This window comes from Sphingomonas glacialis, assembly GCF_014653575.1.
GTDB classification, from domain to species: Bacteria; Pseudomonadota; Alphaproteobacteria; order Sphingomonadales; family Sphingomonadaceae; genus Sphingomonas; species Sphingomonas glacialis.
Genome location: NZ_BNAQ01000007.1, coordinates 33,192 through 59,435, shown reverse-complemented (window position 1 = coordinate 59,435; position 26,244 = coordinate 33,192). Strand labels below are relative to the sequence as shown.

Here is a 26,244-nt window from a genome sequence, read left to right as displayed (position 1 = left end):
TACTCATCTCCAACGATGTCAGCCCAGACACCGGGACGTGCTGACTTTGTCCGCATCCGCGAGCTGGCACCTTAAACCTCCCGCGCCACGCCGCGCGGGGACACTTCACGACTGATTGACGCTTTCGCGCTGCGATGCCGCTTCCCGAAAAAGCGTCGGTGTAAGTGAATTCCGACCCTGCCGCGGCGGACGCCGACCCCGTACCCACGGCTTGCACCACGCGAATTGCCGCAGGCAGGAATCCACTGAGAATGAGCGATCCCGACAGTATTGCTTGCGATACATGGCAACAGGACTCAGTTGTGCTCCTGACCCCAGCACAGATGGGCACTGTCGATCGCAGGGCCGAGGCGGAAGGCATCGGCGGCATTGCAATGATGGAGGCGGCCGGCGCCGCCGTTGCGGTCGCCGTCGGCGGCCGCTGGTCGATGCAGCCGGTTACGGTGTTGTGCGGCCCCGGCAACAATGGCGGTGACGGGTTTGTCGTAGCGCGGCATCTCGAGGCTGCAGGATGGCCGGTGAGGGTGGCGTTGCTCGGCACGCTCGAGAAGCTCACTGGCGAGGCTGCCCATGCGGCGACGGGCTGGACCGGCGAACTGATGCCCTTCGGTCCCGAAAGCCTCGACGGCGCGGGAATTGTCGTCGATGCACTCTTCGGCGCGGGCCTGACGAGGCCGCTCGACGGGCAAGCGCTGGTCATGATTGAGGCGCTGAAAGCCCGGAAGATTCCGGTCTGTGCAATCGATGTCCCCAGTGGCCTTGATGGCGCGTCGGGGCTGGTTCGCGGGGATGCGGCACCCGCCGACCTGACGGTTACGTTCTTCCGCAAGAAACCGGGCCATCTGCTCTACCCGGGGCGAGCGCTGTGCGGCGCGGTCGTCGTTGCCGATATCGGCACGCCGATATCCGTGCTCGATGCGATTGCGCCCGATTGCTGGGAAAACGATCCCGGTCTCTGGCAGGCATCCTACCCGTGGCCCCAGCCCCAAAGCTACAAATATACGCGTGGAGAAGTGCTTGTTCTGGGCGGCGCGACTATCACTGGTGCCAGCCGCATGACCACGCTGGCCGCGTCTCGTGCGGGCGCCGGCATGGTAACGCTCGCCGCACCGACGGAGGTGTGGAGCCTTTATGCGGGCTCGCTCATCAACGCCATTGTACGCGACTTCGCGGGGGTGGCGGGATGGCGGGACCTGCTGGCGGACGAACGTCGCAATGCGATCGCTATCGGGCCCGGGGCCGGCGTCGGCGCATCGACGCGAGCGTACGTGCTTGCAGCGCTCGCAACCAAAAGGCCGATCGTGCTCGATGCGGATGCTCTTACATCGTTCGCCGAGGCACCGGAGGATCTGTTCGGGGCGATCGTCGGGCCGTGCGTGATGACGCCGCACGCGGGCGAGTTCATGCGGCTGTTCCATTTTGACGGTGACAAGCTGGAGCGCACGCGTGCCGCCGCGCGGCAGAGCGGCGCGGTGGTAGTCTTCAAGGGGCCCGATACCGTCATTGCAAGCCCCGATGGTCGCGCCATCATCAATGCAAACGCACCGCCGCAACTCGCGACCGGAGGCAGCGGCGATGTTCTGACCGGTTTTATCGCCGCTTTGCTGGCTCAAGGCATGACCCCGTTCAAGGCGGCTGCAGCCGGCGTCTGGCTGCACGGCGCAGCGGCCGCGGAATTCGGGCTGGGGCTGATCGCGGAAGATCTGCCGGATGCTCTGCCGAAGGTTCTCCAGAAACTCAAGGCGCAGACGGATCCTGTAGAACGTGACCGCCCCTACCCCCTGCCCCCTCGGCAGGCGCATAGCGAAGGACTGGCCGACCATGAAGGCAATGGTACTCAATAAACCTGGAACGCCGCTGGTATGGACGGAATTGCCCGACCGTCAGCCCGGCCCTGGGGAAGTCCGCGTCAAGGTTCTCGCGTGCGGCGTCTGCCGCACCGATCTGCACGTTTTCGACGGCGAACTGCCGAACCCGAAATCGCCAATAATTCCGGGCCATGAGATCGTCGGCCGGATTGACGCAATCGGCTCGAATGTATCCGATCTCCAACTGGGAGAACGGGTCGGCATCCCTTGGCTCGGCCACACCTGCGGCGTGTGTTATTACTGCAAGGCGCATAGAGAGAACCTCTGCGATGCGCCGCTGTTTACAGGGTACACCCGTGACGGCGGCTTCGCGACCGCGGTGATTGCCGATGCGCGCTTTGCATTTCCACTTGGTGAGACGGGCAGCGACGTGTCGCTCGCACCGCTGCTGTGCGCCGGATTGATCGGCTGGCGCTCTTTGGAGATCGCCGGCGATGGTAAGCGCTTGGGCATTTACGGTTTTGGCGCCGCCGGCCATATCGTCGCACAAGTCGCCAAATGGCAGGGTCGCGAAGTCTTTGCATTCACGCGGCCGGGCGACACTGGAACACAAGAGTTCGCGCGCAGCCTGGGCGTGACCTGGGCGGGCGGCTCGGACGAAATGCCGCCAGGACCCCTCGATGCTGCGATCATCTACGCCACCGTTGGCGATCTCGTGCCGGTGGCACTCAAGGTAGTGCGCAAGGGCGGGCGGGTCGTCTGCGCGGGCATCCACATGAGCGATATTCCGAGCTTCCCCTACGACATCCTCTGGGAAGAGCGGGAACTACTGTCGGTCGCCAATCTCACACGACAAGACGGAATCGATTTCCTTGGCCTTGTCCCGAAGATGGGCATCGTCGTGAAGACGACCGTCTATCCACTGGAACAGGCCAACCAAGCACTCGACGACCTGCGGGCAGGCCGGTTCGACGGTGCCGCGGTACTGGTGCCATGACCTGCTGGTGGCTGCCCGTATGTTAACGCCACCCCGCCGCATCGTATCGCCGCGACGGCAGAAACATCAGAATGCGCGGCCCATGTTCCCCGCTTGGCCGCCAGCCGTTCGGACAGGGGTGCTAGCGGAATGATCCAACCGGTCCATGCTGCAGAACCGATCATATCCGCCCCGACGGGGAATCGAGGCGAGCCCGACCACGCGCCCTTCTGGACGCGTTCTATCGATGATCTGCGGGCCACGTTGCGTTGCGGCGACGCTGGGCTCAGTAGCGCAGAGGCCGCCGACAGGCTCGGGCGCTATGGCCTAAACGCCGATGTCGTAGGCAAAAGCGCGAGCGCTCTTCGGACCATTCTTCGTCGGCTGCTGGAGCCGCTGTCACTGATCTTGCTTGCTGCCGCGCTGGTATCGGCCGGGACGGGGGATCTCGTCGGCGGATCAATCATTGCGACGATCCTTATTCTGTCGATTGGGTTGGATACGGTGCAGGAGGGCCATGCCATTCGCGCAGCTGACGTCCTTCGGAAGTCTGTCGCCCTTACTGCGGAAGTACGCCGCGACGGCACGTATGCTCAGGTGCCCGTGGGAAATGTGGTGCCGGGCGACATGATACGCGTCCGCGTGGGTGATATCGTTCCTGCCGACGGACTCGTGATCGAAAGCGACGCTTTCGCTGCAAACGAAGCCGCACTTACGGGCGAGCCGTATCCTGTCGAGAAAAGGCCTGGCCCTGTTACGGGCTTGTCCGCGAGCCAGGCTAGTGGAGCCGTGTTTCGCGGCGCGGTCGCCCAGACTGGCGAGGCAGTCGTCCTGGTAATCAACACTGGAGCGGCGACGATCTTCGGGGCCGCGGCGTCTGCCCTCAATCAGCCCACGGAGACCTCGCCTTTTCAGGCCGATCTGCGTGCCTATGGCCTTCTGGTGATGCGACTGACGATGGCACTGGTGCTGGTCGTGTTGGCGACCAGCGTATTCTTCGGGCGCCCGTTGCTGCAATCGTTGCTGTTTGCGGTCGCGTTGGCGGTTGGGCTTACACCTGAACTTTTGCCGATGATCACAACCGTCACCCTGTCACGCGGCGCCATCCGCATGGCGCGGCGCAAGGTGATCGTAAAACGGCTCGTGTCTATCCATGATCTAGGTGCAATGACGGTGCTGTGCACTGACAAGACCGGCACGCTTACCTCAGCACATATCACGCTGGCGCAGAGCATCGCGTGTTCGGGAACGCTTGATCCCCGTCCAAGCCGCCTCGCCGCGATCGCCGCAATTCTCGGCGGGGATCGTGGGGCGCTTGATGCAGCGCTTGTAGAGGGTAACCCGACGGCGACGTCGGGCTGGACGTTGCTCGGGCGCCACGCCTTCGATTTCAACCGGAGACTGGGATCGATTGTCGCTGGAGGACTTGAGGGCGATGTGCTGATCGCCAAAGGTGCCCCGGACGCTATCATCGCGCTTTGCACGGCGTCGCGAAACGGCGGTGCCAATAGCGTGATGGAAGATAGTGGACGCGCCGCAGTGCTCGCCCGGGTCAAGGAACTTGCCGAGAAGGATGGTCTTCGCGCGATCGCCGTCGCATCCCGCGCTTGGACCGAGGGCCGCCGCGATCCGGGGACTGCTGATGAAACAGGGCTTGTTTTCGAGGGGCTGTGCGCCTTCGCCGACCCGCCCAAACCGACTGCCGCCGCCGCGGTCGCCCGTCTCGCGGCACAGGGAATCCGGCTCAAAATCCTGTCGGGCGACGACCCGATCGTGGTCAGGCGGCTGAGCGGGCTGGTAGGTCTAGATGCCCGTCGCGTTCTGTCGGGGGCCGATATCGAGCATCTCAGTGACGATGCGTTGGCCATACAGGTCCGATCGGTTCATGCTTATGGCCGCCTCGCGCCCGATCAAAAATCCCGCTTGGTTCGCGCACTGCAAGCAGGCGGCGCGGTGGTGGGCTATCTCGGCGACGGCATCAACGACGCTCCGGCGCTCAAGGCCGCGAATATTGGCCTGTCCGTGTCGGGCGCAACCGGCGTCGCGCAGGCAGCCGCAGACATGATCCTGTTGGATCAGGATCTTGCTGTCGTCGCGGATGGCGTGGAGGAAGGACGGCGAACCTTCGTGAACATCCTCAAATATATACGGATGGGCATGAGTTCTAATTTCGGCAATATGCTCTCTATGGCGGCCGCATCGCTGTTTCTTCCGTTCCTGCCGATGCTGCCGACGCAAATCCTTCTTAACAACCTGCTCTACGACATCTCCGAAATCGGGATCCCGTTCGACTCTGTGAGGCCCGAAGCCATAGTCAGGCCGCAACGATGGGATATGCACGCGCTGATCCGATTTGCCGCGGTCATGGGACCATTGTCATCGGTTTTCGACCTGTTCACGTTCGGCGGGCTGATCTTCTTGTTCCACGCTTCACCACCCGAGTTCCGCACGGCCTGGTTCCTGGAATCGATGGCGACGCAAATCCTGGTCATCTTCGTCATCCGCACGAATGGGAGGCCTTGGGCGGATCGGCCGAAACCGATCCTGGTGGCCACGTCGCTGGGTGCTCTACTGGTTGCGATGGCGCTGCCGTTCACCCCGGCGGCTGCGCTCTTCGGTTTTCAGACCCCACCCCTTGCCATGACTGGCGGTATCATTCTGCTGGTCCTCTTCTACCTAATGTTCGCTGAATCATTGAAGCGCGCCGCCACAACCAAGATTCTGAACGGCTCACGCCATAGACGGGCAAAAGCGCGGCGGCAGAAAGGGGTCAGCACATAGAACGGACCCAGTTATACGCTAACGATCGGCAGTGACGGAAAACCTCCGAAATCGGGTTTCCGCCTACTCTGGCAAAGCTGTCGCATTCCTTGTTTCCGAAGACGCGTCCTTTGTTACGGGCAGCACGCTCGCAATCGACGGCGGAGAATATTGATTGTGCCGCACACCGGCGGCTAACCGCTCAAGGAGAAGAGATCATGAAAGTTTTGATCATTGGCGCCGCCGGCAAGACGGGCTCAGTTATGGTCGAGCGGGCCTTGGCGGCCGGGCACATTGTGACAGCGTTCGTTCGCGACGCGGCGTCCTATAGCCTACCTGAGAATGTCCGTGTCGTCGCCGGTGATGCGACCGATCAGGTGAGCGTGGACAGGGCGATGGCCGGGCAGGATGCCGTGATCGACTCGATCGGCGGCAAGACGCCTTACCTTAAGACAGCGCTTGAGCGCAGCGTCGCCGGCGCCGTCGTTGCGTCGATGAAGGCGCACGGTACGAAGCGCATCATCGTCATCAGTGCGTTCGGCGTCGGCGACTCGGCGGACCAAGTGAGCTGGTTCGTGGAGCACGTGATCGTGCCCACGTGGTTGCGGGGCTCCACTGAGGACAAGTCTGCTACGGAAGCCGTCGTTCGCGCGAGTGGCATTGCCTTCGTCATCGTCCGCCCCGCAATGCTTAACGACCGCGCTGCCACCGGGATCGTGAAGGTCTTTCTAGGACACGACACCGCCCACACGATCACTCGGGCGGACGTGGCGCAATTCTGCGTCGATCAGCTGACGAGTGACGAACACGTCGGCGGCGCGGTCACAATTGCCAATTCATGACGGACATCGCTCGCCTGTCATGTGGGCGCGAGTGGCGGCGCGGCACGCCGCCACCCGGCCGCCGAGACGGCAATTTTAAGAAATAGCGGCGTTGGACGGATGGAACGCGCGGTGTCGGCTTTATTGCCCCAAGTCGACATTCGAGGTTCAAACGGGATGGCAGTTAAGTCCCAAACCTCGTCATTCCCCGGGAATGCACCACATCCAGGTGTTTTGCGCCACCTAAGCCGGCCTGCTGGCGCTTAAGGTATATCCGGGTCGCTTCTATGTACCGGCCCCGGATCGTTAAAACAGAATTTTCGAGGGCATAACAAATCGCTCCATAGGGCCTGCCCACTACCAACGTCTGACTAGTTTAGGACTACGGTCGCTCTGTTCAGAGCCCACCGCCAGAAGGAGCCAGACCATTGCCAGCTCGGCAGGCCCTCCCGTTACGCAATTCAAACGAAAAAGGGCTGACCCGCCGTAAGCGAAGCACCGGCGTCGGAGTCAACGCCAGAAGCGCTTGATGTCCTTCACCATCTCATAGGCATCCGCGGCCCTGCTGATGGATTGGTTCTTAGACGAGGCCGCAAGTGCGGCGTCTGCCTTCGATGGCACCGCCAAAGGGGTAAAATGCTTCAGCAACTCGGCACCGGTGGTTTCGTCGTTAAGACTACCCAACTCGCTTTGCAGTGCCGTTATCGCCTGCCGGAAATGTTGACGCCGTCGGCGGGCCTTCTTGCCCGCAAACAGGGTGCCGAAGAAGTCCGCAGCATAGCCAAGCTTCTTGCCGACGATGCGGATTTTATGACGGTTCTCGTCGCTCAGTCTTGCCAGGTGCCTGCCGCGTCGATTCAGGCGCCGTTGATAGCGGTCGAGTACATGACCGGCGAAAGCGGTGATTGGTTGGTGCCGTTTCTCGGCGGTATCCTTCTCGGAGAGCCAGCAACCGACACTGGTCCAGCGGACAAGGTCGAGCATCAACGCGCGAAAATTATCCGCTCCTATCGCGCTCAAAAGCTCAGCGCAGATCGCCTTGCGGCGCTCCGTCAGCGTGGCGAGCAGTTTAGGATCCGCGATCCGATCAATCAGCACATCGATGTTACGAGCATCGCCGAACAAAGCGGCGGCGGTCCGCAATCGGTCGCTCAGCGCGATGGACTCCGGGTCTCGGAGGATCGGTTTGAACAACGTCAGCGCCGCGCGAAGGCGACGGAGCGCCACGCGGCATTGATGTAACGTTTCGGAGTCCGTGGCCTCGAGCAGCAGCCCTTCATTGAGCCGGTAGTGCCGAATGCAGCCACCGGCGATCGCTTGAAAGCCAGCGGCTGTGGTGAGGTCTTTTCCCAGAGCGATAGGCTCAGCTTCGAGCGCCTTGCTGACATCGGACGTCCGCAGCGCCTGCCCGCGTTCGGCTTTGCTGCGCACGCCGATGCGCAGCGGAACAGTCGCGCCAATTTTTGCCGCAAGCGTGAACAGCGCCGCACATGTACCTTTCTTCAATTCGAACTCAAGTTCGTGGATCGCCTCGTCGCGACCCTTGGTCGTGATGGTACCGTCGTCGTCGGCAATCTCGATCGTCGCGCCTTCTGAATCGACGAGCCAAATCGTGCGGGCAATGTCTGTCGTGAACACCTGTTGCAAGGTGTCGGCGGTGATCTCCGCGTCAGCCAACTTGGTTAGCAAGCCAGCTGTAGGCAGATCAAGATCGGGCGTTTCCCCCGCGATGTCGCACTCCCATTCCGGCCGGCTAAACAACCCGGCGGCTTTGCCGCCCTCGACCTTGATCGTCTGAATGCGCCGTCTTCCGTCACGGCGGACGCGTAATGTGATGCCGGCATGCCAGAGATGGTCTTCGGTGGTATCAAAATACGTTGATATCAGGTGATGATGCGCCGTCGGACGGCCAAAGCTCGTGATCAGCGATTCATAGACCGTGGACCCGTCTTGCACATCCACATCAAGCTTCAACTCGGTTTCCAATGGGGGACCTGTCATTTCGCTATTCGTTCTTATCGGACGTCCGAGGCGCCGTTCTCCGCGTCGATCGGCAGTCGGAAAAGCATCGGAATCTACGCAGACCTCGCAGGCACCGAAGTCCTGGCAACGGATATCACCACGCTCAAGCAGACGCAGGCAAATCGCTGAAACATGCCCTTATGGTCGCGTATTCTCACACATGTGCCCTCGACCGCCGACGAAGATGTCGTGACCTGCAGACCATGCGGAGATGCCCGTTCGTCGCCGCGGTGACCTCGTATCCTCGGTCCCTGGGTAGTTTCCGGTCCTGTTGGGCAGAGGCACCTTGGCGCAGTCCCGTCCCTTGCTCGTCGCGATCGCACTGCTGGGCATGGCTGATAACCGCGAAACGTTGGAGACCGTTGTGACAGATACATTCTTCCCGGAGCAATTCGCCGACAGCGTGGAAACCGTGCGGACACGGAGCAACCCTTCGCAGATCGTCGAGCATCATGGCGCACCTACCCGGGCTTATGGCGCGCTTCACAGCAACGGGCCGATCCACGGCATGAACATCGACCGCCGCGCGCTGCTACCGGACGATGTCGCGATCGACATCCTCTATTGCGGCGTGTGCCACAGCGACATCCACATGATCCGCGGGGAATGGGGCGAACAGCCGTTTCCGATGGTGCCGGGGCATGAGTTCGTCGGTCGGGTATCCGCCGTCGGCCAAGCGGTCACCCGGTTCTCGCCCGGAGATTTTGCCGGGGTGGGCTGCATGGTCGACAGCTGCTGCGTCTGCGACAATTGCACGGCGGGTCTGGAGCAATATTGCACGACGGGCACGACGCTGACCTATGCCTCGCCCGACCCGCGCGGTCCCGGGCAGACGCACGGCGGCTATGCCGAACGGATCGTGGTGCGCGACCGCTTCGTCGTCAAAATCCCCGATGGCGCGGATCTGGCGTCGACCGCGCCGTTATTGTGCTCGGGCATCACGACCTTTTCCCCGATGCAGCATTGGCGCCTGGGTTCGGGCCAACGCTTCGCGGTGATCGGGCTCGGTGGGCTGGGGCATATGGCGCTGAAGCTCGCGGTTTATCGCGGTGCCGAAGCGACCGTCTTCACGACGAGCGCGGACAAGGCCAAGGACGCCTATGCCATGGGCGCGAAAGACGTCGTCGTGTGGCAACCGGCTGCGACCGACCCGATCCCGCTGGTCGGGGAGATGACGGACCGTTTCGATTTCATGCTGTCGACGATCCCCTTCCCGTTCGACGTCGCGCCCTTCCTGCCGCTGCTCCGGCTGGACGGCATCTTCGTCAACGTCGGCGCGCCCGGCACGATTGCCGGCGTCAGTGGCGGCGCCTTGTGGAGCCAGCGGCGATCGATCGTCGGGTCCTGCATCGGCGGCATGCCCGAGACGCAGGACGTGGTCGACTATTGCTGCACCAACGGCATTCGGCCGCAGATCGAGCTGATCCGCCCCGATCAGATCGACGACGCGTATCTTCGGGTCGAGCGCAAGGACGTGCGCTATCGCTTCGTCATCGATCTCGCGTCGCATCGCGCCGGATAAAGCGGCCTGAGACCCCCTGCGCTCGGGAGCGCGAGCGCGCGCTAGCGATCCAGCCGCCGCCTGAGGGCCGCACGTTCGACGGACGAACCATGGTATCAAGACGCAAAAACTCCTCCACGCCCGCCGTCCGCGCCGCCTTGGCCGGCGACGTGCTGGTCGCGCTCGCAAAGTCCGCGGCCGCGCTGTGGACCGGCAGTTCCGCCATGACGAGCGAAGCGATCCATTCCTTCGTCGATGCCGGAAACGGGATCCTGCTCCTCTATGGCATTCGCCGCGCCGGGCACCGGCCTGATATCGAACACCCCTTGGGCTATGGGCGCGAGCTATACTTTTGGAGCTTTATCGTTGCTCTGCTGGTGTTCGCCGTCGGCGCGGGATTTGCTGTCTACGAGGGCGTCAATCACGTGCTTCACCCCGAAGCAATCCAGCATCCGTTGATCAACTATGCGGTGCTCGGCGTCGCCTTTGGGTTGGAAGGGTGGGCATGGCTGGTGTCCTTCAAGCAGTTTAAAGCCGCCAGCGGCGAGCTTGGCTTTTACGCAGCCTTTCGCGAGAGCAAGGATCCGCCGTCGTTCATGATCCTGTTTGAAAACAGCGCGGCCTTGCTGGGCCTCGTCGTCGCCGCAATCGGAACCGCTTCGGCCGTCGCATTTCAGCAACCCTGGTTGGACGGCGTGGCGTCGATCATCATCGGCGTGATCCTGGGTGGGACGGCCGTCCTGCTGGCCCGTGAAAGCAAGAGCCTACTGATAGGAGAGCGTGCTGATCCGCACTTGTCGCGATCGATCCTGGCAATCGCTGCCGCCGAGCCATTCGTCACGCGTGCGAACGGCTTACTGACAGTCCAACTCTCCCCTGATCAGATATTGGCTGCCCTCAGCCTTGAATTCTCTGATGAGCGGACGATTTCGCAGGTCGAGCAACAAGTGATCGCCCTCGAGCAACATGTCCGCGCCGCACATCCTGATGTCGTCGTTTTGTTCGTCAAACCGCAAACCGACAAGGCCTTTAGCGCACAGCGGCGCGACCGGTTCGGAGATCCAGTCGAAGATGCGCGCAAGCGTCGCGGAAGCCGGTTTTTCGGCCTGACATTGCCTTCTTTCATTCCAAGCGCTTGGCGCGCGCAGCGGTTGGTGCCCACGATCACCTCAAAATTGGACGAAGGCGCCGTTCCGGTGGGCGAGGTGTCGCAGGACACAATCAAGTCGGGCACGGTTTAAGCCACGCTCGTAACTCGCTACGATTCCACCCCGCCGGTCACGCTGGCTTTCACGCGGCCTGCCTTGGCCATACCTGTAACCAGAGCACGCATATTGAACGGCTTGGCCACGACCACGGCATTCGGCGCGATCTTCAAAAGTTGGACCGGATCACCGGTTATATAGAAATGGGTGACAAAGCCGCGTGCTAGGATCTGACGCATCGCCGACACCCCGCTGCCCTCGGCAAGATTCCCGTCGACGATCATCAGATCGGGCTCCAAAGCCATCGCTGCCTCCACGGCCTCGGCCTCGGTCGTCGCGATCCTGCAAACGTCATGGCCCATCGCTATTAAAAGATCGGCGAGATCCATGGCGATGAGGACGTCATCTTCGACAATGACGATCCTGCGTCCAGCGGTCACCGGTCCTCTCCTGCGCCGCCTTCATTGACCCAATTCGTAATCGAGCGCGGCAGCCGTCTCGCCGGTCCCTGCTCATCATCGTGGCTCGTGCCAGCTTCATCCGGCGACGCTGGTACCCCGCGGTGGTCGGCGTTGCGCCCTAGACGTTCACGCAGGGACATGGTGCGACTCAACGATCCAGAGATGCTTGTCGATATTGCGTGATATGCCGGTGAAAAGGTCTGCGGTGTCCGCATCGCCAAAGGTGATTGCTCCCCGATGGTCGCGCGCGTCGAGGTCCCGAATGACGCCAAAGCCTCGGCGACAGCCGAAAGATGGGTTTGCTCGGATCCGATACCGAGCTGATAGGGCGCAAGAAACGAGCGCTCGCTCGCCAGCTGGATGGTACCGCGCGCCGTTCCGCCAAGCCCCGCAACGCGTTCGGCGATTAGGTCCGACATCGCCTCGACCTCTGCCGAAATTCGGTCGAACAGCTCACGGATGGCAATGAACGCCGGCCCCCGGACATTCCAGTGCGCCTGCTTGAGCTGCGCGTGGATATCGATCGCGGCGGCCAAGTGCTTGTTCAAAATCTCGTTCGATTGCGCACGGACTTGCTCGGGCAAGCTGTTTCTCGTTGGGTACATGGTCAAGCTCCAGGCCGCCCCACCGGCCTTTGATGCAAACCCGCTCGCCATCTTGAGCAGCTTCGTCATCAGGGTCGGCCGCGACAATGGCCCTTCGACGGTCGCGCGGTCAGTCTCGGAAACTACTCACGCTTCAAAAGCGTGACGGCGAATTCATGTCCGGAGTCACTATAAGTATGAGTGAAGAGGCGGAAGAGTGCTACGCCGTGTTGCATGACGGCAGACAACGCACGTTCGGCGGATCCGCGCCCCAACCATGAGACCCGTCTTGCGTCGCCCAAGGCGGCAGAAGGCGCGACCGCACTTGCCGCCAGAGGCCCTCCTGGCATGATGCCGATCATCGCCATTGGGGCGTCAGCCGGGGGGTTGGATGCTGCATCCAAATTGCTGGACGCGATCCCGCCGAACACGGGCATGGCGTTTATTCTCGTCCAGCATCTTGATCCGACTCACAAGAGCATGATGGTCGACCTGCTGGCCGAACACACCAAAATGAAAATCGTCGACGCGACCGACGACTGCCCCATCAACCCCGATCATATCTATGTCATTCCGCCAGGCCGATATCTTTCCGTTCGCGCCGGTGCTTTGCAGCTTTCCCCCCGCCAGGCACTCCATGGTGCCCGGCTACCTTTCGATTTTTTGTTGCGTTCGTTGGCCGAGCGCTATGGCCAACAGACGGTCGGCGTCATCCTATCTGGAACAGGTGCGGATGGCAGTGGAGGGATTTCCGCACTCAAGGCCGCAGGCGGCTACGTGATCGCACAAAAGCCCGAAGAGGCTGAATATGACGGGATGCCGCGCAGCGCGATCGGAACAGGATTGGTCGATCGGATCCTTGAATTAGATGATATACCGCAGGCGCTTGCCGCCCGCCAGGTTGAGATCGTGAATAGGCCGGCAGAGCCGAAGGAACCCTTGTTGCCGCTCCCGACAGGCCTGGACGAGATCATCGGCTTCCTCAAGGACAAGACGCCTCACGATTTCCGGCAGTACAAGCCGGGGACGCTCGAACGTCGCATCGAACGGCGGATCGCCTTTCTCGCGCTCGAGCGCGGTAATCTTGCCGGCTATCTCGATCTGCTCCGTAGAGACCCGGCCGAGCGCGACCTACTCGCGAAGGACCTGTTGATCAATGTGACTAGCTTCTTCCGGGATCCAACGATCTTTGCGGCACTGGCTAAGACAATCATTCCTGATCTCGTCGATAATCTACCGGAGCATAAGGCGCTCAGGATATGGGTCGCCGGGTGCAGCACGGGAGAAGAGGCCTATTCGATCGGGATGATCTGCCGTGACGCAATCAAAGCGTCTGGGCGGGACATAAAGCTGCAGATCTTCGCATCCGACATCGATATGGGCGCCATCGCGACCGCACGCGAAGGGCTGTATCCCTTCGACATCGCACACGCAGTTCCAGCAGATCAGCTTGCGCGCTTTTTCGTCAAGGACGAGGCCGGGTACCGAGTGGCGACGGGCCTGCGCGGCGATGTCGTCTTCACCGTGCAGGACGTATTGTCAGATCCGCCCTTCCCAAAGATCGATCTCGTCTCCTGCCGCAATCTCCTGATCTATCTAAATCCCGAGGCGCAGGCCAAGGTGATATCGCTCTTCCATTTCGCCCTGCGCGAAGGTGGAGTCCTCGTTCTGGGCTCATCCGAAACAGTAGGTAAGGCCGAAGACCGGTTTGAGGTGATCGCAAAGTCCGAACGCGTCTACCGGCATATCGCGCGAAGCAGGACCAGTAATACCGGCTTTCCTTTAGGCTTTGGCGATACCCTGCCATCGCTTGGCACGGACGACAGATCCGCCTCGCCAATGCGCCAATCCACGTTGGCGGATATTTGCCGCAAGGCCGTCATCGCCAGCCACGCGCCCGCAGCGATTCTGATCAATCGCAAGGGGCAGTGTCTCTACTCGATGGGGCCGACCGATCGCTATCTGCGCATCGCGCCGGGCTATGCCACGCTCGATCTACTCGCCATGGCGAGCCCGACCCTACGAACCAAGCTTCGGCTCGCGATCGACAAGGTCAGCAAGGCGGCCCCGCGCGTCGATGGAGGCCGCTCGCGCGTGACCCTTGATGGCAGTACCATCTGGTTTCGTATCGATGTCCAGGCGGTTGCCGACGACCAAGAGGATTTGCTGCTCATCTGCTTCGTCGAGGAGGCAAGCGAAAGCGCAAGTGCGCCGTCACTCCTAAATCGCAGCGACGCCGCGCGTGTTGCAGAACTTGAGCACGAGCTCGAAGCGACCCAGGCTGAATTCCAAAATTCAATCCTGAACCAGGAAACTTCTAGCCAGGAACAGAAGACGATCAACGAAGAGGCACTTTCGGTCAACGAGGAGTTCCAGTCAACCAACGAGGAGCTGCTCACATCGAAGGAGGAGCTGCAATCTCTGAACGAGGAATTGACCGCACTCAACAGCCAGCTTCAGGAAACGCTGGAGCGCCAGCGATTGACGTCGGACGATCTACAGAACGTTCTCTACAGTACCAATGTAGCAACGCTATTTCTCGATATCGACCTTAAAATCCGATTCTACACACCTGCGATCAAGTCGTTGTTTAGCATAATAGCCGGGGACATCGGACGACCAATCGCGGACCTGCGGCCGATCGCTACCGATCCCGAGCTGCTGACCGATGCTAACCGGGTCCTATCCGATCACATCTTGATCGAGCGCGAAATCAGCGCGCCGAAGGACACATGGTTTCTCCGGCGGGTATTTCCCTACCGCGCGCATGATGGCAATGTTGAAGGTGTCGTTATCACCTTCGCCGACACCACCGAGCGAAAGATCGCTGCGAAGGCGCTCGAACTCGCCAAGATCGAAGCGGAACGCGCCAACCTCGCCAAGTCTCGGTTTCTCGCGGCGGCGAGCCATGACCTGCGCCAGCCTCTGCAGTCGCTGACGCTTCTTCAGGAACTGCTGACCCAGTCTGTCGAGGCCGAAAAGCCGAAGAAGCTGCTCTCCCGTCAGGGACAAACGCTGGCGGCCATGTCCGGGATGCTCAATGCTCTACTCGACATCAACCAGATCGAAGCCGGCGTCGTCGAAGCCAAGCCGGCAACCTTCCCCATTGCCGATGTCCTAGATCTCTTGCGGGATGAATTCAGCTATCTTGCGCAATCGCGCAATCTTTCGCTCCATATCTTGCAAAGTTCTGCGCTGGTGCACAGCGATCCGACCCTGCTTACGCAGATGATCCGCAACCTGCTTGGGAACGCCATCAAATATACGAAGCGGGGAAAAGTGCTGCTCGGCTGCCGTCTTCGCGGCAATGTGCTCTGCATCGAAGTGTGGGATACCGGTATCGGGATCGCAGCCGATGAGCTTCATGCCATCTTCGAAGAATTTCATCAGATTAATAACACCGCGCGGGAAAGAAGCCTTGGCTTGGGCTTGGGTTTGTCAATCGTGCAACGCCTCGGCCACCTCCTCGGCCATGCCGTCAATGTGCGGTCGAAGCCGAACAAGGGTTCGGTCTTTACCATTACGGTCACGAGTCCAGCTACAAAGCTCTCCAACCCAGTAATAGAGGCACTTAACGCCGATTCCATCGGGATGCCGGCACGGCGTACCTGCAAAATCGTCATTGTCGACGATGATCCGGACGTTGTCGAACTGCTTGAACAGTTGCTCCGGGGCGACGGGCATATCGTCCAAACAGCAACCAGCGCGGCTTCCGCACTCAAGCTCATCGCCGGCGGTGCGCTCAAGCCAGAACTCCTGTTAACCGACTATAATCTCCCGGGGGGCACGGATGGAATCGATCTTTTGCGGGGGCTTCGCGCCAATTTGCCGGATGGTCTTCCAGCGATCATTCTAACCGGGGATATTTCGAGCGAGGCGCTGGCGCGAATCGCGGCAGGCGATTGCATACAGCTAAGCAAACCGGTGCAAGCGCGGGAACTCCGTTCGGCAATCGAGCGACTTCTGGAAAGCGCACAGCCGTCATCCTTGCACCGCGTCGGAGCGGCTGCGATGGTAGGCGCAGCCGTGGCATACGTGATCGATGATGATCCGGGCATATTAGCGACCATCCGCGACGTGCTTGAAGATGATGGGCAAAGAGTCGAAGGTTTCGCCACTGCGGAGGCTTTTTTAGAGGCCTATAAGCCTGGCAAGGACGGGTGCCTCCTGGTTGACGCTCACCTGCCCGGGATGAGTGGGGTGTCGCTAATCGAACACCTTCGCGCCCGGGGAGATCACCTGCCCGCGATCCTGATCACTGGGAGCAGCGACATCGGCCTCGCTGTTGAGGCCATGAGGACGGGCGCCTGTGATTTCATTGAAAAACCGGTGGGTCGCGGGGAATTGCTGGCAAGCATTGCGCGCGCAATCGACCAGTCGCACGATATCCGGCTCAACGACGCGGCTCACGAAGAAGCGGCCGCGCATGTTGCCGATCTGACCATCCGACAGCGCGAAGTAATGGACATGGTTCTTGCGGGTCATCCAAGCAAAAATATCGCTGCCGATCTCGGTATCAGTCAGCGCACCGTGGAGAACCACCGCGCGGCTATCATGTACAAGATGGATGCGAAGTCGCTTCCAGAGCTTGCTCGAATCGCGCAGGCCGCCGCCGATGGCCATATGCCGAAAGCCTTATCAGGGCCGTCGTCCACCGAAGGTGTCGCCCAAACCAACGAAATTGCACCCGTACCGAATGGTGGGTAGCATCGCTCACCGAAAGACCGTTCGCTTTTGAACTAGGGTCAGGACCCATAAACGGGATTCCCTTGGCGGCGCGAATGTGATTCAGGCTCGGCAACAGCAGGAGCCTGAATTTGAGCGAGTTCTGGTTGAGCGAAGAGCAGTTCGAGCGGCTTCGTCCGTTGCTGCCGAACAAGATCCGAGGTGTCGCGCGGGTCGATGACCGGCGAGTGATCAGCGGCATCATCCATGTGGTGAAGTCGGGTGGCCGGTGGGTAGATGCCCCCGCCTGCTACGGTCCGAGAAAGACGCTCTACAATCGGTTCGAGCGGTGGGCGGCAAAAGGCATCTGGCAGGAGATGTTCGTCACGCTGGCAGCGGCGGGCGGGCCGCCTGTCGAAGTCCTGATCGATAGCACGCACATGAAAGCCCACCGCTCGGCAGGCGGCGGAAAAGGGGGGCGCTCGTCCAGGCGATCGGGATCAGCCGAGGTGGCCGAAACAGCAAGCTCCACGCGCTCACCGACGGCCAAGGTCGCCCGCTCCGCTTCCTGCTGACCGGCGGCAACGTCGCCGACTGCCGTGCCGCCGATGTCCTGCTCGATGATCTTGCGCCGCGTACCATCGTGCTGGCCGACAAGGCATATGACACCAACGCGATCCGCGACCTGATCGAATGTCAGGGCGCGGTGCCCAACATCCCATCAAAGGCCAACCGCCGCTGGAAAAGCTGCTTCTCGCGCACGCTCTACAAGGGGCGAAACGCCGTCGAGCGCATGTTCTGCCGCCTCAAGGATTATCGCCGCATCGCAACCCGCTACGACAAACTCGCCACCAACTTCGTCGGCGCGATATACCTCGTAGCCGCCATCACCTGGTGGTTATGAGTCCTGACCCTAGGGCGCAATCGACAGCCATGGAAGAAATATTAGCAAGCTCGCCTGATAACGAGGCACTCGGCGCCCATCGTACAGTCTACGCACTCTCCGGCTTCACCAGCAGTATCAATACACCGTTCGCGATAAAGACGTGCGAGATGAGAATGCGACCACGCCGCAGGTCCACAGTCAGTCGCCGCAGCCATTGCATCTTCGGTAGTGGCCCGGTCGCGAAGGAAAGTTCTGGTTTCGGTCAGCATTTCGATCTCCCTGAGGTCGACCGCCACGTGTGCGCGGCGATCATGGGTCCATCCATGTATCCTCTGGAACCCGCGCCCCGCAGGATCGGAAAATACTCATCCCTGCGCCCAGAGCGGTAGCGGGAGTCATCGTTGCAGCGGGTGGCTCGGCAGCAAACGCCTTTCAATCATCAGCGACCAGACCCGAGGATATCCGCAATTCTTGCGGCAATGGCTTCCGGGCGGAGGATGAAATCGACACAGCCACTCGCGATCGCGCTGTCTGGCATATCCGACTGGAGGGCAGACGCCGGCAATTGCGCGATCGTCACCCCTCCGCATTCGCGGATACCACACAAGGCTTCTGCTCCGTCGCCGTCATAGCCGGACACGATCACGGCGACGAGTCTGCCATGCCAATGCTCGGTCAACGACCTTAGAAAGACCGTGATGACATCGGGCCATCCGCGCGGCTTGGAAATCGGGGCCAGCCGGAATTCCCCGTTCAGCACGTGCAGATCGCGTTGAGCAGGAATGATAAAGACATGGTTCGGCCGGATATCGAGCCCCTCGGTGATGAGTTCGACCGGCATCGCCGTATGCCGCGGAAGGATCTCGTGCAGAAGTGTCGACACCGTTCGCAGGTGGTTGACGATGACGATCGCCGCGCCGAGGTCGCTCGGCAGGTTATCGAGCAGTCTTTTGTACGCGTCGAGACCGCCCGCTGATCCGCCGACGCATACGATTGGAATGTCCTGCGCTATCACCGGCCCGATGCTCCTCTGTCCGCGCTCGCGACGAGACGGCATTGCTTGATACCCACGTTAGGCTGGTTGGGGCGACCGTACACGCTCCCGCCCGAAACCGCGCACCGTTTGTCTCTGCCCAGCGCCGCGCTACGCTACGACCGCGTTGGGCAGACGGCATCTCCAGACGGAGGCTGGCCTGCGGCCGAAGTCGTGATCCAGTCTGCGATATCGGCCGTGTAACATATGGTGGCGCGATCGAACGCCGCTACGATCTCCCCGGCGCGGCTGCGCGTAGCGCCTACCCGCGTTACGAAGTGCCGTTGACCGACGACGGTGTGCGTGGGAAGCTGATAGAGCGTTGCATCGCCTGCGATCACGATCGTCGGCGTATCAAGCATGCTTGCATTGTCATACTGCGCTTCGAATTGTCCAATGGTGAGCGCGAGCGAATAGCCGTCGCGCGCGCCCTCCTGCGCTGCCGTCACCCGGAACCCCGGCATCCGCGACTGAAGCTCACGAACCGTTGCCTGCGCGATAAGACTCGGCGCGCTCGTCACCCATCGAACGCCTTTTATGTAGCGCGCACTTCCTTCATGCACCGCCAGCATTCGGTCCCCGTCGATTTCCGGAGCGAAGCGGACTTTCTCGACCAAGAGCGTCGGTTGCGCGGACGATAGTCTTTTGGTGGTGCCAGCAGGCTCGGTAACACCGAAGCGGTATAAGCTGTCGGGTTTACCGCCGCCCAGAAGCCCACCGACGCAGCCCGCGAGCAGACATAGCGATGCGAATCCGCCGAGGCGTGCGGTTGATCGGCGCACGTCATTTGGGGAGCTCCAGTTCCTTGCCGCGGGGTTTTGTCAGCGTGCCGCGCGGATCCTCACGGATCGAGCGGACAAGCCCGTTCAGCGAGTCCGCCGTATCCTGCAGACTTCGCATCGTGGCATCGATGTCGGGGATGGTTGTCGATGCAAGCGCGCCCGTCTGGCCGTCGAGCCGCGCAATCGTTCCGCGCGCTTCGTGTACTGCGAGTTTGAGTTCACCCGCCGCGCTGGAAATGTCCGAGAAAGCCTGCCGCCCATCGCCATCGGCAATCTTGTGAACCGAGGCGGCGGCCCCCTGGATGTCGGTCGCTGCACTGTCGAGCTTGGCAAGAGTTGCCGCAGCATCGCTGAACATTGACCGGTTGGCAGCGAACGCCGCGGTCGTCGATCGGATGTCCCGCACCGCCCCCGTCAGATTGGCGATATTACCGTCCGACAAAAGGCGGTTGACCCTAGTGAGGGATTCCGTGGCCGTTTCCAACATTTGCCCCCCACCAAGGAGCAGCGACGCCAGCGCGTTCGGCTTACTGCGAATGGTCGGACGCTTACTGGTGTCAACCTGGCGCAGGAGGGGCTTGCTCGGTGTCCCTGCGCTGATCTGAATGACGTCGATCCCGGAAATGCCCTGCAGTTCGGTCGTGGCTTCGGAATCGACGCGAACCGGGGTTTCGCCATCGATCCGGATATCGGTGATGACCTTGTTGGGGTCTTGGGCATCCAGTGTGATATGCTGGATGGTGCCGACCTTGATGCCGCTGAACTGAACGTCACCGCCGACGCTCAGCCCGCGCACCGGGCCGGAAAACACGATCCGATATTCGTCAAACTGACGATCGAACTCGAAGCGGCCGAGCCAGACGACGAAGATAAAGGCCGCGATCACCAGCAGCGTCGAGATGACGCCGACGAGCGCGTAATGGGCGTGGCGTTCCATCAGCTGAACCTGCCTTCTGCGCCGCGACCGCGCGCGCCGTGGAAATACGCCTTGATCCAGGGCTGTTCGGATTTCTCGAGTTCGGCGACGGTCGCAACGGCAATGATCTTCTTGTCAGCGAGCACCGCGACCCGGTCGCAGATCGCGTGCAGCGTATCGAGATCATGCGTGATGAGAAACACGGTAAAGCCCAGCGCTTGATGCAGCGTGCGGATCAGATCGTCGAACGCGGTCGCGCTGATCGGATCAAGTCCCGACGTCGGCTCGTCGAGAAACAGGAGGTCGGGATCGAGTACGATCGCTGGGGCAACGCCGACGCGCTTGCGCATGCCGCCTGACAGCTCGGCCGGCATCTGGACGCCGACGTCGGCAGGAAGTCCCGCCAGCAGAAGCTTGAGGGCGGCCAGATCGCGGACGATATCCGCGGGCAGATCAGCGTGCTCCCGGAACGGCGCCTCGATGTTTTCCTGAACACTCAACGCAGAGAACAAAGCCCCTGCAGGAACATCACGCCGACCCGCTGCTCGGTCGCACCTTGCACATCAAGAACACCACCATTTTGCCCGAAAATCTCGATCGTCCCGCTATCGGGACGCTTATGCGCGTCGTTCCAAAACAGCAGTCCCGTTCTCCCACATGAGTAGTTGCCGGTGGATGACGACGTTCTGGATCAGCGCGTAGCCTAGGTATTGCAGGGCACCCGTCCGGGCCAAGACACTATGGGAGATGAGGGGGTGGGAGCCAGTACCACGCCGACGGCTTTGATCGCTGGTGGGCGACCTCAATCCTGTGGCGCATCAATAGCGCCAAAGGTGGATACCGGCCTTACTGACGAACAGGTCGACGAACGCGTTCGTCGTGGCGATATCAATGCGGTTGATCGTCAAAACAGCCGAACGATAAGCGGGATACTGATTTCCAACACATTTACCCGTTTCAACGCGATACTCGGCGTTCTGCTCTGCATCATTCTCTATATTGGTCCATTGCAAGACGCGCTGTTCGGCGGCGTTTCGGTTGTGAACACGCTTATCGGCATAGTTCAGGAGGTGCGCGCCAAGCGAGCTCTGGATCGGCTGGCCGTCATCAGTGCACCGACTGCGCGCGTTGTGAGGTCAGGACACACGATCGACATTCCGGTCGCTTCTCTCGTTCTCGACGATGTGCTCGAGTTCAGACCGGGGGATCAGGTCGTCGCCGACGGCATCGTGGTCACATCGGAAGACCTGGAAATCGACGAAGCGCTCATCAGCGGCGAGTCGGAGCCACTTTTGAAAATGCCCGGCGACCGCGCGCTCTCGGGCAGCTTTGTAACCGCCGGGCACGGTCACTACCGGGCAACCGCCGTCGGCAGCAAAGCCTATGCCCAGAAACTCTCAAGTGCGGCCAAGGTCTTCAAACCCGCACACTCCGAATTGAGCGCCGGTATCAACCGCATATTGCGCTACGTCCTGTGGACGATTGCGGTTGCGGCCCCCGTGCTGCTGTGGAGCCAATTTCGGGCACAGCCCCTATTCCACGCCGCCGCGCTGCGCTCGACGGTAGCCGGCGTGGTCGCGATGGTGCCGCAAGGACTTGTGCTGCTGACGAGCCTTGCCCTGGCCGTCGCCGTGACGCGCCTGGGTCGCCGCCGCGCGCTCATCCAGGAGCTGCCCGCCGTCGAAACGCTGGCGCGGGTCACCACGCTTTGTCTCGACAAGACGGGCACGCTCACGACGGGCAAGCTCAACATCGCGGACATCGAGATCTTCGACGCGGATGCCGAGATCGCCAAGGCGCTCGGGGCGCTCGCCGCTGCGGATCCTGCGCCCAATGCCACGCTGCGCGCTATCGCCTCGAAGTATCCAGCGCCAACAGACTGGAAGGCCACGGACAAAGTCGCGTTCTCGTCGGCGCGCAAATGGAGCGAAGTGTGCTTTGGTGACCACGGAAACTGGGTGCTCGGCGCTCCAGACGTGCTGCTCGTCGGTGATATCCACGCCGACCTGTTAAAGCGCGCTGCGGCGCACGCCAAAGACGGACGTCGTGTGCTGCTCGTTGCTCATGCGAGGGCGTTTTCAAGCGACAAACCGCCTGCCGACCTCATCCCAGCCGCATTCGTCATCCTGGCCGAAGAGGTGCGATCGAACGCCGCGGAAACACTCGCTTACTTCGTGCGGGAAGGCGTCGCCATCAAGATCATTTCCGGTGACCATCCCGAGACCGTGGCCGCAGTGGCCCGCCAGGTCGGCGTGCCTGGTGCCGACGATCCCGTCGACGCGCTTCACCTCCCGAGCGATGGCGCAGCGCTCGCGACACTGATGGAAGCGCGATCCATTTTCGGAAGGGCTACGCCAGACGGCAAGCGCGCGATGATTGCCGCCCTCCAGAGCAAGGGTCAGGTCGTCGCCATGACCGGCGACGGCGTGAACGATGTCCTCGCTCTCAAACAGGCCGATATTGGCATCGCAATGGGGGCAGGAAGTGGTGCTGCTCGCGCCATCGCTCAGCTCACGTTACTCGATGGCAATTTCGCGTGTCTACCTGACGTGTTGGCCGAGGGGCGGCGCGTCATCGCCAACATCGAACGTCTGGCGATTTTGTTCGTGACCAAGACGGTTTTTGCAGCGGTTCTGGTCGGCACGGTTGCGGCGGCAGGTCTCGTTTATCCATTTCTGCCCCGCCAACTTTCCCTCGTCGGCGCACTGACAATCGGAATCCCGGCTTTCTTCCTGTCGCTTGCGCCTAATGCACAGCGCGCACGAACCGGGTTTCTCCGTCGCGTATTACACTTCGCGATCCCTGCGGGCATCGCCGCCGCAATCGCGACGCTGGCGGCATATTCGATCGCACTGTATCCCGCCAATGGTTCGCTCGACGAGGCCAGCACCGTTGCAAGCCTCGTTCTGTTTTCTTGCGGACTGGCAAACCTGGCCTATCTCTGCCGGCCCTTTACCCCGTTTCGCGCACTTCTCCTTGTCACGTTGGCAGCAGCATTCGCGGTCGTGCTGATTGTCCCGATCTCGCGGAGCTTCTTCGCGCTAGTGGTTTTGCCATCAAACCTATGGTTCACCGCCGCAATAAGCGGAGCTTGGGCTGTCATGGCGGTGTTTCTCCTTCTCCGCTCTGTCACGCGGAAACGAGCATCCATCTCGAGATGATGCTAGCTCATCCGGTGGGGCATCTTGGGGTAGCTCCCGACTGATGAAGCGAGCGCATGCCCACCTAGTGGATCGAATCTAACACTTGGTGCCCGCGCCTGACGGCGGCGATGATTTTATCGGGATCGGCTGTCCAGACGAAGGGCTTTGGGCTTTCATTGTGTTCGGCGAGGAAGCGGTTGATGGCAGCCTGAAGGTCGACGAGCGAATGGAAGACGCCGCGTTTGAGGCGGCGGTTGGTCAGCCTGGCGAAGAAACCCTCGACGGCATTGAGCCATGAGCACGAGGTTGGCGTAAAGTGGAAGGTGAAGCGCGGGTGCCGGTCGAGCCACTCGCGGACCTTCGGGTGCTTGTGAGCGGCGTAGTTGTCGAGGATCACATGGATCGCCTTGCCGACGGGGACGCGCGCTTCGATCAGATTGAGAAAGCGGATGAATTCCTGATGTCGGTGTCGCTGCATGTTGCGACCGATCACGGTTCCGTCGAGTATGTTGAGCGCCGCGAACAGTGTGGTGGTGCCATTGCGCTTGTAATCATGGGTCATGGTGCCGGCTTGGCCCTTCTTGAGCGGCAGGCCGGGCTGGGATCGGTCGAGGGCCTGGATCTGGCTCTTCTCGTCGAACGACAAGACGATCGCGTGAGCGGGCGGCGCGACATACAGGCCGACGACGTCGCGGAGCTTGTCGATGAACTCAGGATCATTGGACAGCTTGAACTGCCGAACGCGGTGAGGCTGGAGGCCGTGGGCGCGCCAGATCCGGTGAACCGAACTGGCGCTGATGCCCGCTTCGCTGGCCATCAGCGAGGCCGTCCAGTGGGTCGTCTCGCCGGGCGGCTCCTCATGCGTTCGGGTGGCTACCCATGCGACGACCTCTGGGGACAGAGCAGGGATACGCGACGGGCGGGTCTTGTCGCGCAGAAGGCCTTCCACCCCTTCCTGCATGAACCGCTCCTGCCAGCGCCAGACGCACGTCTTGGACGTGTCCGTCCGGCGCATGGTCTCGCTGGTGCCGACCCCGTCAGCGCTCTGAAGCACGATCTCGGCGCGCCAGACGTGCTTCTGAGCGGCGTTGCGATCCTTGCTGATCCGCTCAAGACGCTCTCGGTCCGCGGACGTGAGGTCGATGACTATGCCACTGCGCATCCCCGCTGACTCGCACGGCCACACGACCCTGGGAATCCCTAATCGGACTCAACCGTCAGGCGAGCACCACTAGGCTATATCGGGACCGCGCCAACGCGGTATGCTGAGCGTCCCCGTGAACCGACGACCCAGCAGGCTACGCTCCAGACGCGTATCCGATGAATCCTCTCCCAAACCGAGTCCCAGACCCGCTGTCGTCAGGCCGGTCGATTCGCCGAAATCGCAGCCGGGCCTGTCGACCGGATGCTGCGTGGTTTCAGTGAGAAGGGGTTTCACCGCGATATCGTTTTCCTTGGGCTTGATCATTTTTCGTCTCCATCGCGAAGTCTGGCATCGCCTCTGGCCTGCAATTTAGCCGTCGATGCGGATCGCGGCAGGCTCGGCATCTACCCATCCGACTGCGGGCGAGAACGCCGCCCTGCCGAAACGAAGGGCTCAGCCTGATCTGCCGATGCACGCGATTGAGCATCGCCAATGGGTGATTTCTGAAGCTGGGGCTGTCGGGGAGACGACCGTAGCGTCAACGTAAAATGGAAGCACCTGCCCGATGATGCGATCGAGGATTCCCAAGCACCATCTTGTTTCCCGCATCGGGTGGTTGCGCGCGCCTGTGCTGGGCGCCAATGATAGAATATTGTCTACCGCGAGCTTGATCCTTGGCGTTGCCGCGGCGGGCGGCAACCGCGCCAATACTCTGATCGCGGCGGTCGCAGCGCTTGTGGCGGGCGCAATGTCGATGGCAGCAGGCGAATATGTCTCGGTGAGCTCCCAGCATGACACCGAACAAGCCGATCTTTCCCGCGAACGCGCCGGGCTCACGTCGGATATCGTTGGTGAAGGAGAGGACCTCGCGCAAATATACCGCGAGCGTGGCGTCGACGATTCGACCGCTCATTTGGTGTCGCGTGAACTGATGGCGAAGGACGCGCTCGGCGCACATGCGAGAGACGAACTGGGAATTACGGCCACGGGCATCGCCCGACCAATTCAGGCTGCTCTTACGTCGGCTGCCACCTTTACGTTCGGGGCGTCATTGCCGGTCCTGATCGTTGTCATCGCGCCGCCAGCAACGCTCATTGTGGCAGAGTCGGTCGGGGCGCTTGTGTTTCTCGCGGTTCTCGGTGCTGTTGGCGGGGTCACGGGGGGCGCAAACGTCTGGCGGGCCATGGCGCGTGTCACGTTTTGGGGCGCCCTTGCCCTCGCGGTTACTGCGAGCATCGGGCGTCTGGTGGGGACCACGCTCTAGGACCGCGGCGGTTTTAGCTGATCCGGCGCCCGGCTGCGGCGAGCCCGATCACGTCGACGGTAATGCCATGCTACTGCAGTCGCGCGCGCGCCGGCGAGCATGGAGACGACCTGCTTGCGTGATGCCGCCAACCGTTTGCGGATCGCCATGAAAGTGACCTTCGAGAACGAGCGGTTCAAGCCCGTCGCCGTCCACGTCCGGCGGCGCGTCAATTGCCGGACGAACCTCGTTGTCGACGAGGACAGCGACGATCGAGCCGCACATGACGATCAT

At 61.5% G+C, this 26,244-nt stretch carries 20 protein-coding genes; 10 read left to right on the top strand and 10 right to left on the bottom strand.

The window, feature by feature from the left end:
• Positions 1-251: 251 nt before the first annotated feature.
• The 4 genes from IE187_RS18540 to IE187_RS18520 all read left to right on the top strand — a co-directional run bounded on the left by IE187_RS18540 (position 252) and on the right by IE187_RS18520 (position 6,386).
• On the top strand, positions 252-1,844 hold the full coding sequence (locus IE187_RS18540) for an NAD(P)H-hydrate dehydratase (protein WP_189677504.1): 1,593 nt from the start codon (positions 252-254) through the stop codon (positions 1,842-1,844).
• Positions 1,822-2,805: a zinc-dependent alcohol dehydrogenase family protein gene (locus IE187_RS18535; protein WP_189677503.1), complete on the top strand. Its 984-nt coding sequence runs from the start codon at positions 1,822-1,824 to the stop codon at positions 2,803-2,805. The genes IE187_RS18540 and IE187_RS18535 overlap by 23 nt, the downstream gene beginning before the upstream one ends.
• A gap of 129 nt (positions 2,806-2,934) precedes the next feature.
• Positions 2,935-5,565: a magnesium-translocating P-type ATPase gene (gene mgtA, locus IE187_RS18530; RefSeq protein ID WP_189677502.1), complete on the top strand. Its 2,631-nt coding sequence runs from the start codon at positions 2,935-2,937 to the stop codon at positions 5,563-5,565.
• A gap of 197 nt (positions 5,566-5,762) precedes the next feature.
• The gene (locus tag IE187_RS18520) at positions 5,763-6,386 is read left to right on the top strand and encodes an NAD(P)-dependent oxidoreductase (protein ID WP_189677500.1); all 624 of its coding nucleotides are present in this window, start codon (positions 5,763-5,765) and stop codon (positions 6,384-6,386) included.
• Positions 6,387-6,875: 489 nt separating this feature from the next.
• Here the strand turns inward: IE187_RS18520 and IE187_RS18515 are convergent, their stop codons facing one another.
• On the bottom strand, positions 6,876-8,366 hold the full coding sequence (locus IE187_RS18515; RefSeq protein ID WP_189677499.1) for a CYTH and CHAD domain-containing protein: 1,491 nt from the start codon (positions 8,364-8,366) through the stop codon (positions 6,876-6,878).
• Between the two features lie 385 nt (positions 8,367-8,751).
• Between IE187_RS18515 and IE187_RS18510 the strand changes: the two genes are divergently transcribed.
• Positions 8,752-9,909, top strand: a complete 1,158-nt coding sequence (locus IE187_RS18510; RefSeq protein ID WP_189677498.1) for an NAD(P)-dependent alcohol dehydrogenase — start codon at positions 8,752-8,754, stop codon at positions 9,907-9,909.
• An 89-nt stretch (positions 9,910-9,998) separates the two neighbouring features.
• Positions 9,999-11,129, top strand: a complete 1,131-nt coding sequence (locus IE187_RS18505; protein WP_189677497.1) for a cation diffusion facilitator family transporter — start codon at positions 9,999-10,001, stop codon at positions 11,127-11,129.
• 17 nt (positions 11,130-11,146) lie between these two features.
• Here the strand turns inward: IE187_RS18505 and IE187_RS18500 are convergent, their stop codons facing one another.
• Together IE187_RS18500 and dps are read right to left on the bottom strand one after the other, a co-directional pair.
• On the bottom strand, positions 11,147-11,533 hold the full coding sequence (locus IE187_RS18500) for a response regulator (RefSeq protein ID WP_189677496.1): 387 nt from the start codon (positions 11,531-11,533) through the stop codon (positions 11,147-11,149).
• Entirely contained in the window at positions 11,530-12,228 is a 699-nt protein-coding gene (dps, locus tag IE187_RS18495; RefSeq protein ID WP_229839513.1) for a DNA starvation/stationary phase protection protein Dps, read from the bottom strand. The genes IE187_RS18500 and dps overlap by 4 nt, the downstream gene beginning before the upstream one ends.
• A gap of 144 nt (positions 12,229-12,372) precedes the next feature.
• Here dps and IE187_RS18490 point away from each other — a divergent pair, with 144 nt between their 5' ends.
• Both IE187_RS18490 and IE187_RS18485 read left to right on the top strand, forming a co-directional pair.
• On the top strand, positions 12,373-16,845 hold the full coding sequence (locus IE187_RS18490) for a chemotaxis protein CheB (RefSeq protein ID WP_229839512.1): 4,473 nt from the start codon (positions 12,373-12,375) through the stop codon (positions 16,843-16,845).
• A 110-nt stretch (positions 16,846-16,955) separates the two neighbouring features.
• Positions 16,956-17,707 (top strand): IS5 family transposase gene (locus IE187_RS18485; protein WP_189677495.1). Its coding sequence is split into 2 segments (ribosomal slippage): positions 16,956-17,289 and positions 17,289-17,707, totalling 753 coding nucleotides; the frame shifts between segments, so codons are not numbered across the junction.
• A gap of 421 nt (positions 17,708-18,128) precedes the next feature.
• Here the strand turns inward: IE187_RS18485 and IE187_RS18480 are convergent.
• From IE187_RS18480 to IE187_RS18465, 4 genes are all read right to left on the bottom strand, one after another.
• Positions 18,129-18,704 (bottom strand): chemotaxis protein CheB, encoded by a 576-nt coding sequence (locus IE187_RS18480; protein WP_229839511.1) that lies wholly within the window; start codon positions 18,702-18,704, stop codon positions 18,129-18,131.
• Positions 18,705-18,838: 134 nt separating this feature from the next.
• On the bottom strand, positions 18,839-19,504 hold the full coding sequence (locus IE187_RS18475) for an ABC-type transport auxiliary lipoprotein family protein (protein WP_189677493.1): 666 nt from the start codon (positions 19,502-19,504) through the stop codon (positions 18,839-18,841).
• Position 19,505: 1 nt separating this feature from the next.
• Positions 19,506-20,441, bottom strand: coding sequence for an MlaD family protein (locus IE187_RS18470; RefSeq protein WP_189677492.1), 936 nt, complete (start codon positions 20,439-20,441; stop codon positions 19,506-19,508).
• A complete protein-coding gene (locus tag IE187_RS18465) occupies positions 20,441-20,920 on the bottom strand; it encodes an ABC transporter ATP-binding protein (RefSeq protein WP_308435297.1) in 480 nt (159 codons plus the stop codon). Before IE187_RS18465 ends, IE187_RS18470 begins: the two co-directional genes overlap by 1 nt.
• 333 nt (positions 20,921-21,253) lie before the next feature.
• Between IE187_RS18465 and IE187_RS18460 the strand changes: the two genes are divergently transcribed.
• Positions 21,254-23,581, top strand: coding sequence for an HAD-IC family P-type ATPase (locus tag IE187_RS18460; RefSeq protein WP_229839510.1), 2,328 nt, complete (start codon positions 21,254-21,256; stop codon positions 23,579-23,581).
• Positions 23,582-23,645: 64 nt separating this feature from the next.
• Here IE187_RS18460 and IE187_RS18455 read toward each other — a convergent pair whose 3' ends face one another.
• Together IE187_RS18455 and IE187_RS18450 are read right to left on the bottom strand one after the other, a co-directional pair.
• A complete protein-coding gene (locus tag IE187_RS18455) occupies positions 23,646-24,725 on the bottom strand; it encodes an IS630 family transposase (RefSeq protein ID WP_189677490.1) in 1,080 nt (359 codons plus the stop codon).
• A 69-nt stretch (positions 24,726-24,794) separates the two neighbouring features.
• On the bottom strand, positions 24,795-25,031 hold the full coding sequence (locus tag IE187_RS18450; protein WP_189677489.1) for a hypothetical protein: 237 nt from the start codon (positions 25,029-25,031) through the stop codon (positions 24,795-24,797).
• 241 nt (positions 25,032-25,272) lie between these two features.
• On the opposite strand from IE187_RS18450, the gene IE187_RS18445 reads away from it, so the two are divergent.
• Positions 25,273-25,971 carry a VIT1/CCC1 transporter family protein gene (locus tag IE187_RS18445; protein ID WP_189677488.1) on the top strand — a complete coding sequence of 233 codons (699 nt, stop codon included), beginning with the start codon at positions 25,273-25,275 and terminating at the stop codon, positions 25,969-25,971.
• Positions 25,972-26,019: 48 nt separating this feature from the next.
• Here IE187_RS18445 and IE187_RS18440 read toward each other — a convergent pair whose 3' ends face one another.
• Positions 26,020-26,244, bottom strand: a complete 225-nt coding sequence (locus IE187_RS18440) for a hypothetical protein (RefSeq protein WP_189677487.1) — start codon at positions 26,242-26,244, stop codon at positions 26,020-26,022.

Bases quoted from the DNA above. Each gene is read 5' to 3' on its own strand.
- IE187_RS18470 (WP_189677492.1), bottom strand. From the start codon at position 20,441: ATGGAACGCCACGCCCATTACGCGCTCGTCGGCGTCATCTCGACGCTG.
- IE187_RS18535 (WP_189677503.1), top strand. From the start codon at position 1,822: ATGAAGGCAATGGTACTCAATAAACCTGGAACGCCGCTGGTATGGACG.
- IE187_RS18520 (WP_189677500.1), top strand. From the start codon at position 5,763: ATGAAAGTTTTGATCATTGGCGCCGCCGGCAAGACGGGCTCAGTTATG.
- IE187_RS18490 (WP_229839512.1), top strand. From the start codon at position 12,373: ATGACGGCAGACAACGCACGTTCGGCGGATCCGCGCCCCAACCATGAG.
- IE187_RS18440 (WP_189677487.1), bottom strand. From the start codon at position 26,244: ATGATCGTCATGTGCGGCTCGATCGTCGCTGTCCTCGTCGACAACGAG.
- IE187_RS18455 (WP_189677490.1), bottom strand. From the start codon at position 24,725: ATGCGCAGTGGCATAGTCATCGACCTCACGTCCGCGGACCGAGAGCGT.
- IE187_RS18515 (WP_189677499.1), bottom strand. From the start codon at position 8,366: ATGACAGGTCCCCCATTGGAAACCGAGTTGAAGCTTGATGTGGATGTG.
- IE187_RS18445 (WP_189677488.1), top strand. From the start codon at position 25,273: ATGATGCGATCGAGGATTCCCAAGCACCATCTTGTTTCCCGCATCGGG.
- IE187_RS18505 (WP_189677497.1), top strand. From the start codon at position 9,999: ATGGTATCAAGACGCAAAAACTCCTCCACGCCCGCCGTCCGCGCCGCC.
- dps (WP_229839513.1), bottom strand. From the start codon at position 12,228: ATGACGAAGCTGCTCAAGATGGCGAGCGGGTTTGCATCAAAGGCCGGT.
- mgtA (WP_189677502.1), top strand. From the start codon at position 2,935: ATGATCCAACCGGTCCATGCTGCAGAACCGATCATATCCGCCCCGACG.
- IE187_RS18450 (WP_189677489.1), bottom strand. From the start codon at position 25,031: ATGATCAAGCCCAAGGAAAACGATATCGCGGTGAAACCCCTTCTCACT.
- IE187_RS18540 (WP_189677504.1), top strand. From the start codon at position 252: ATGAGCGATCCCGACAGTATTGCTTGCGATACATGGCAACAGGACTCA.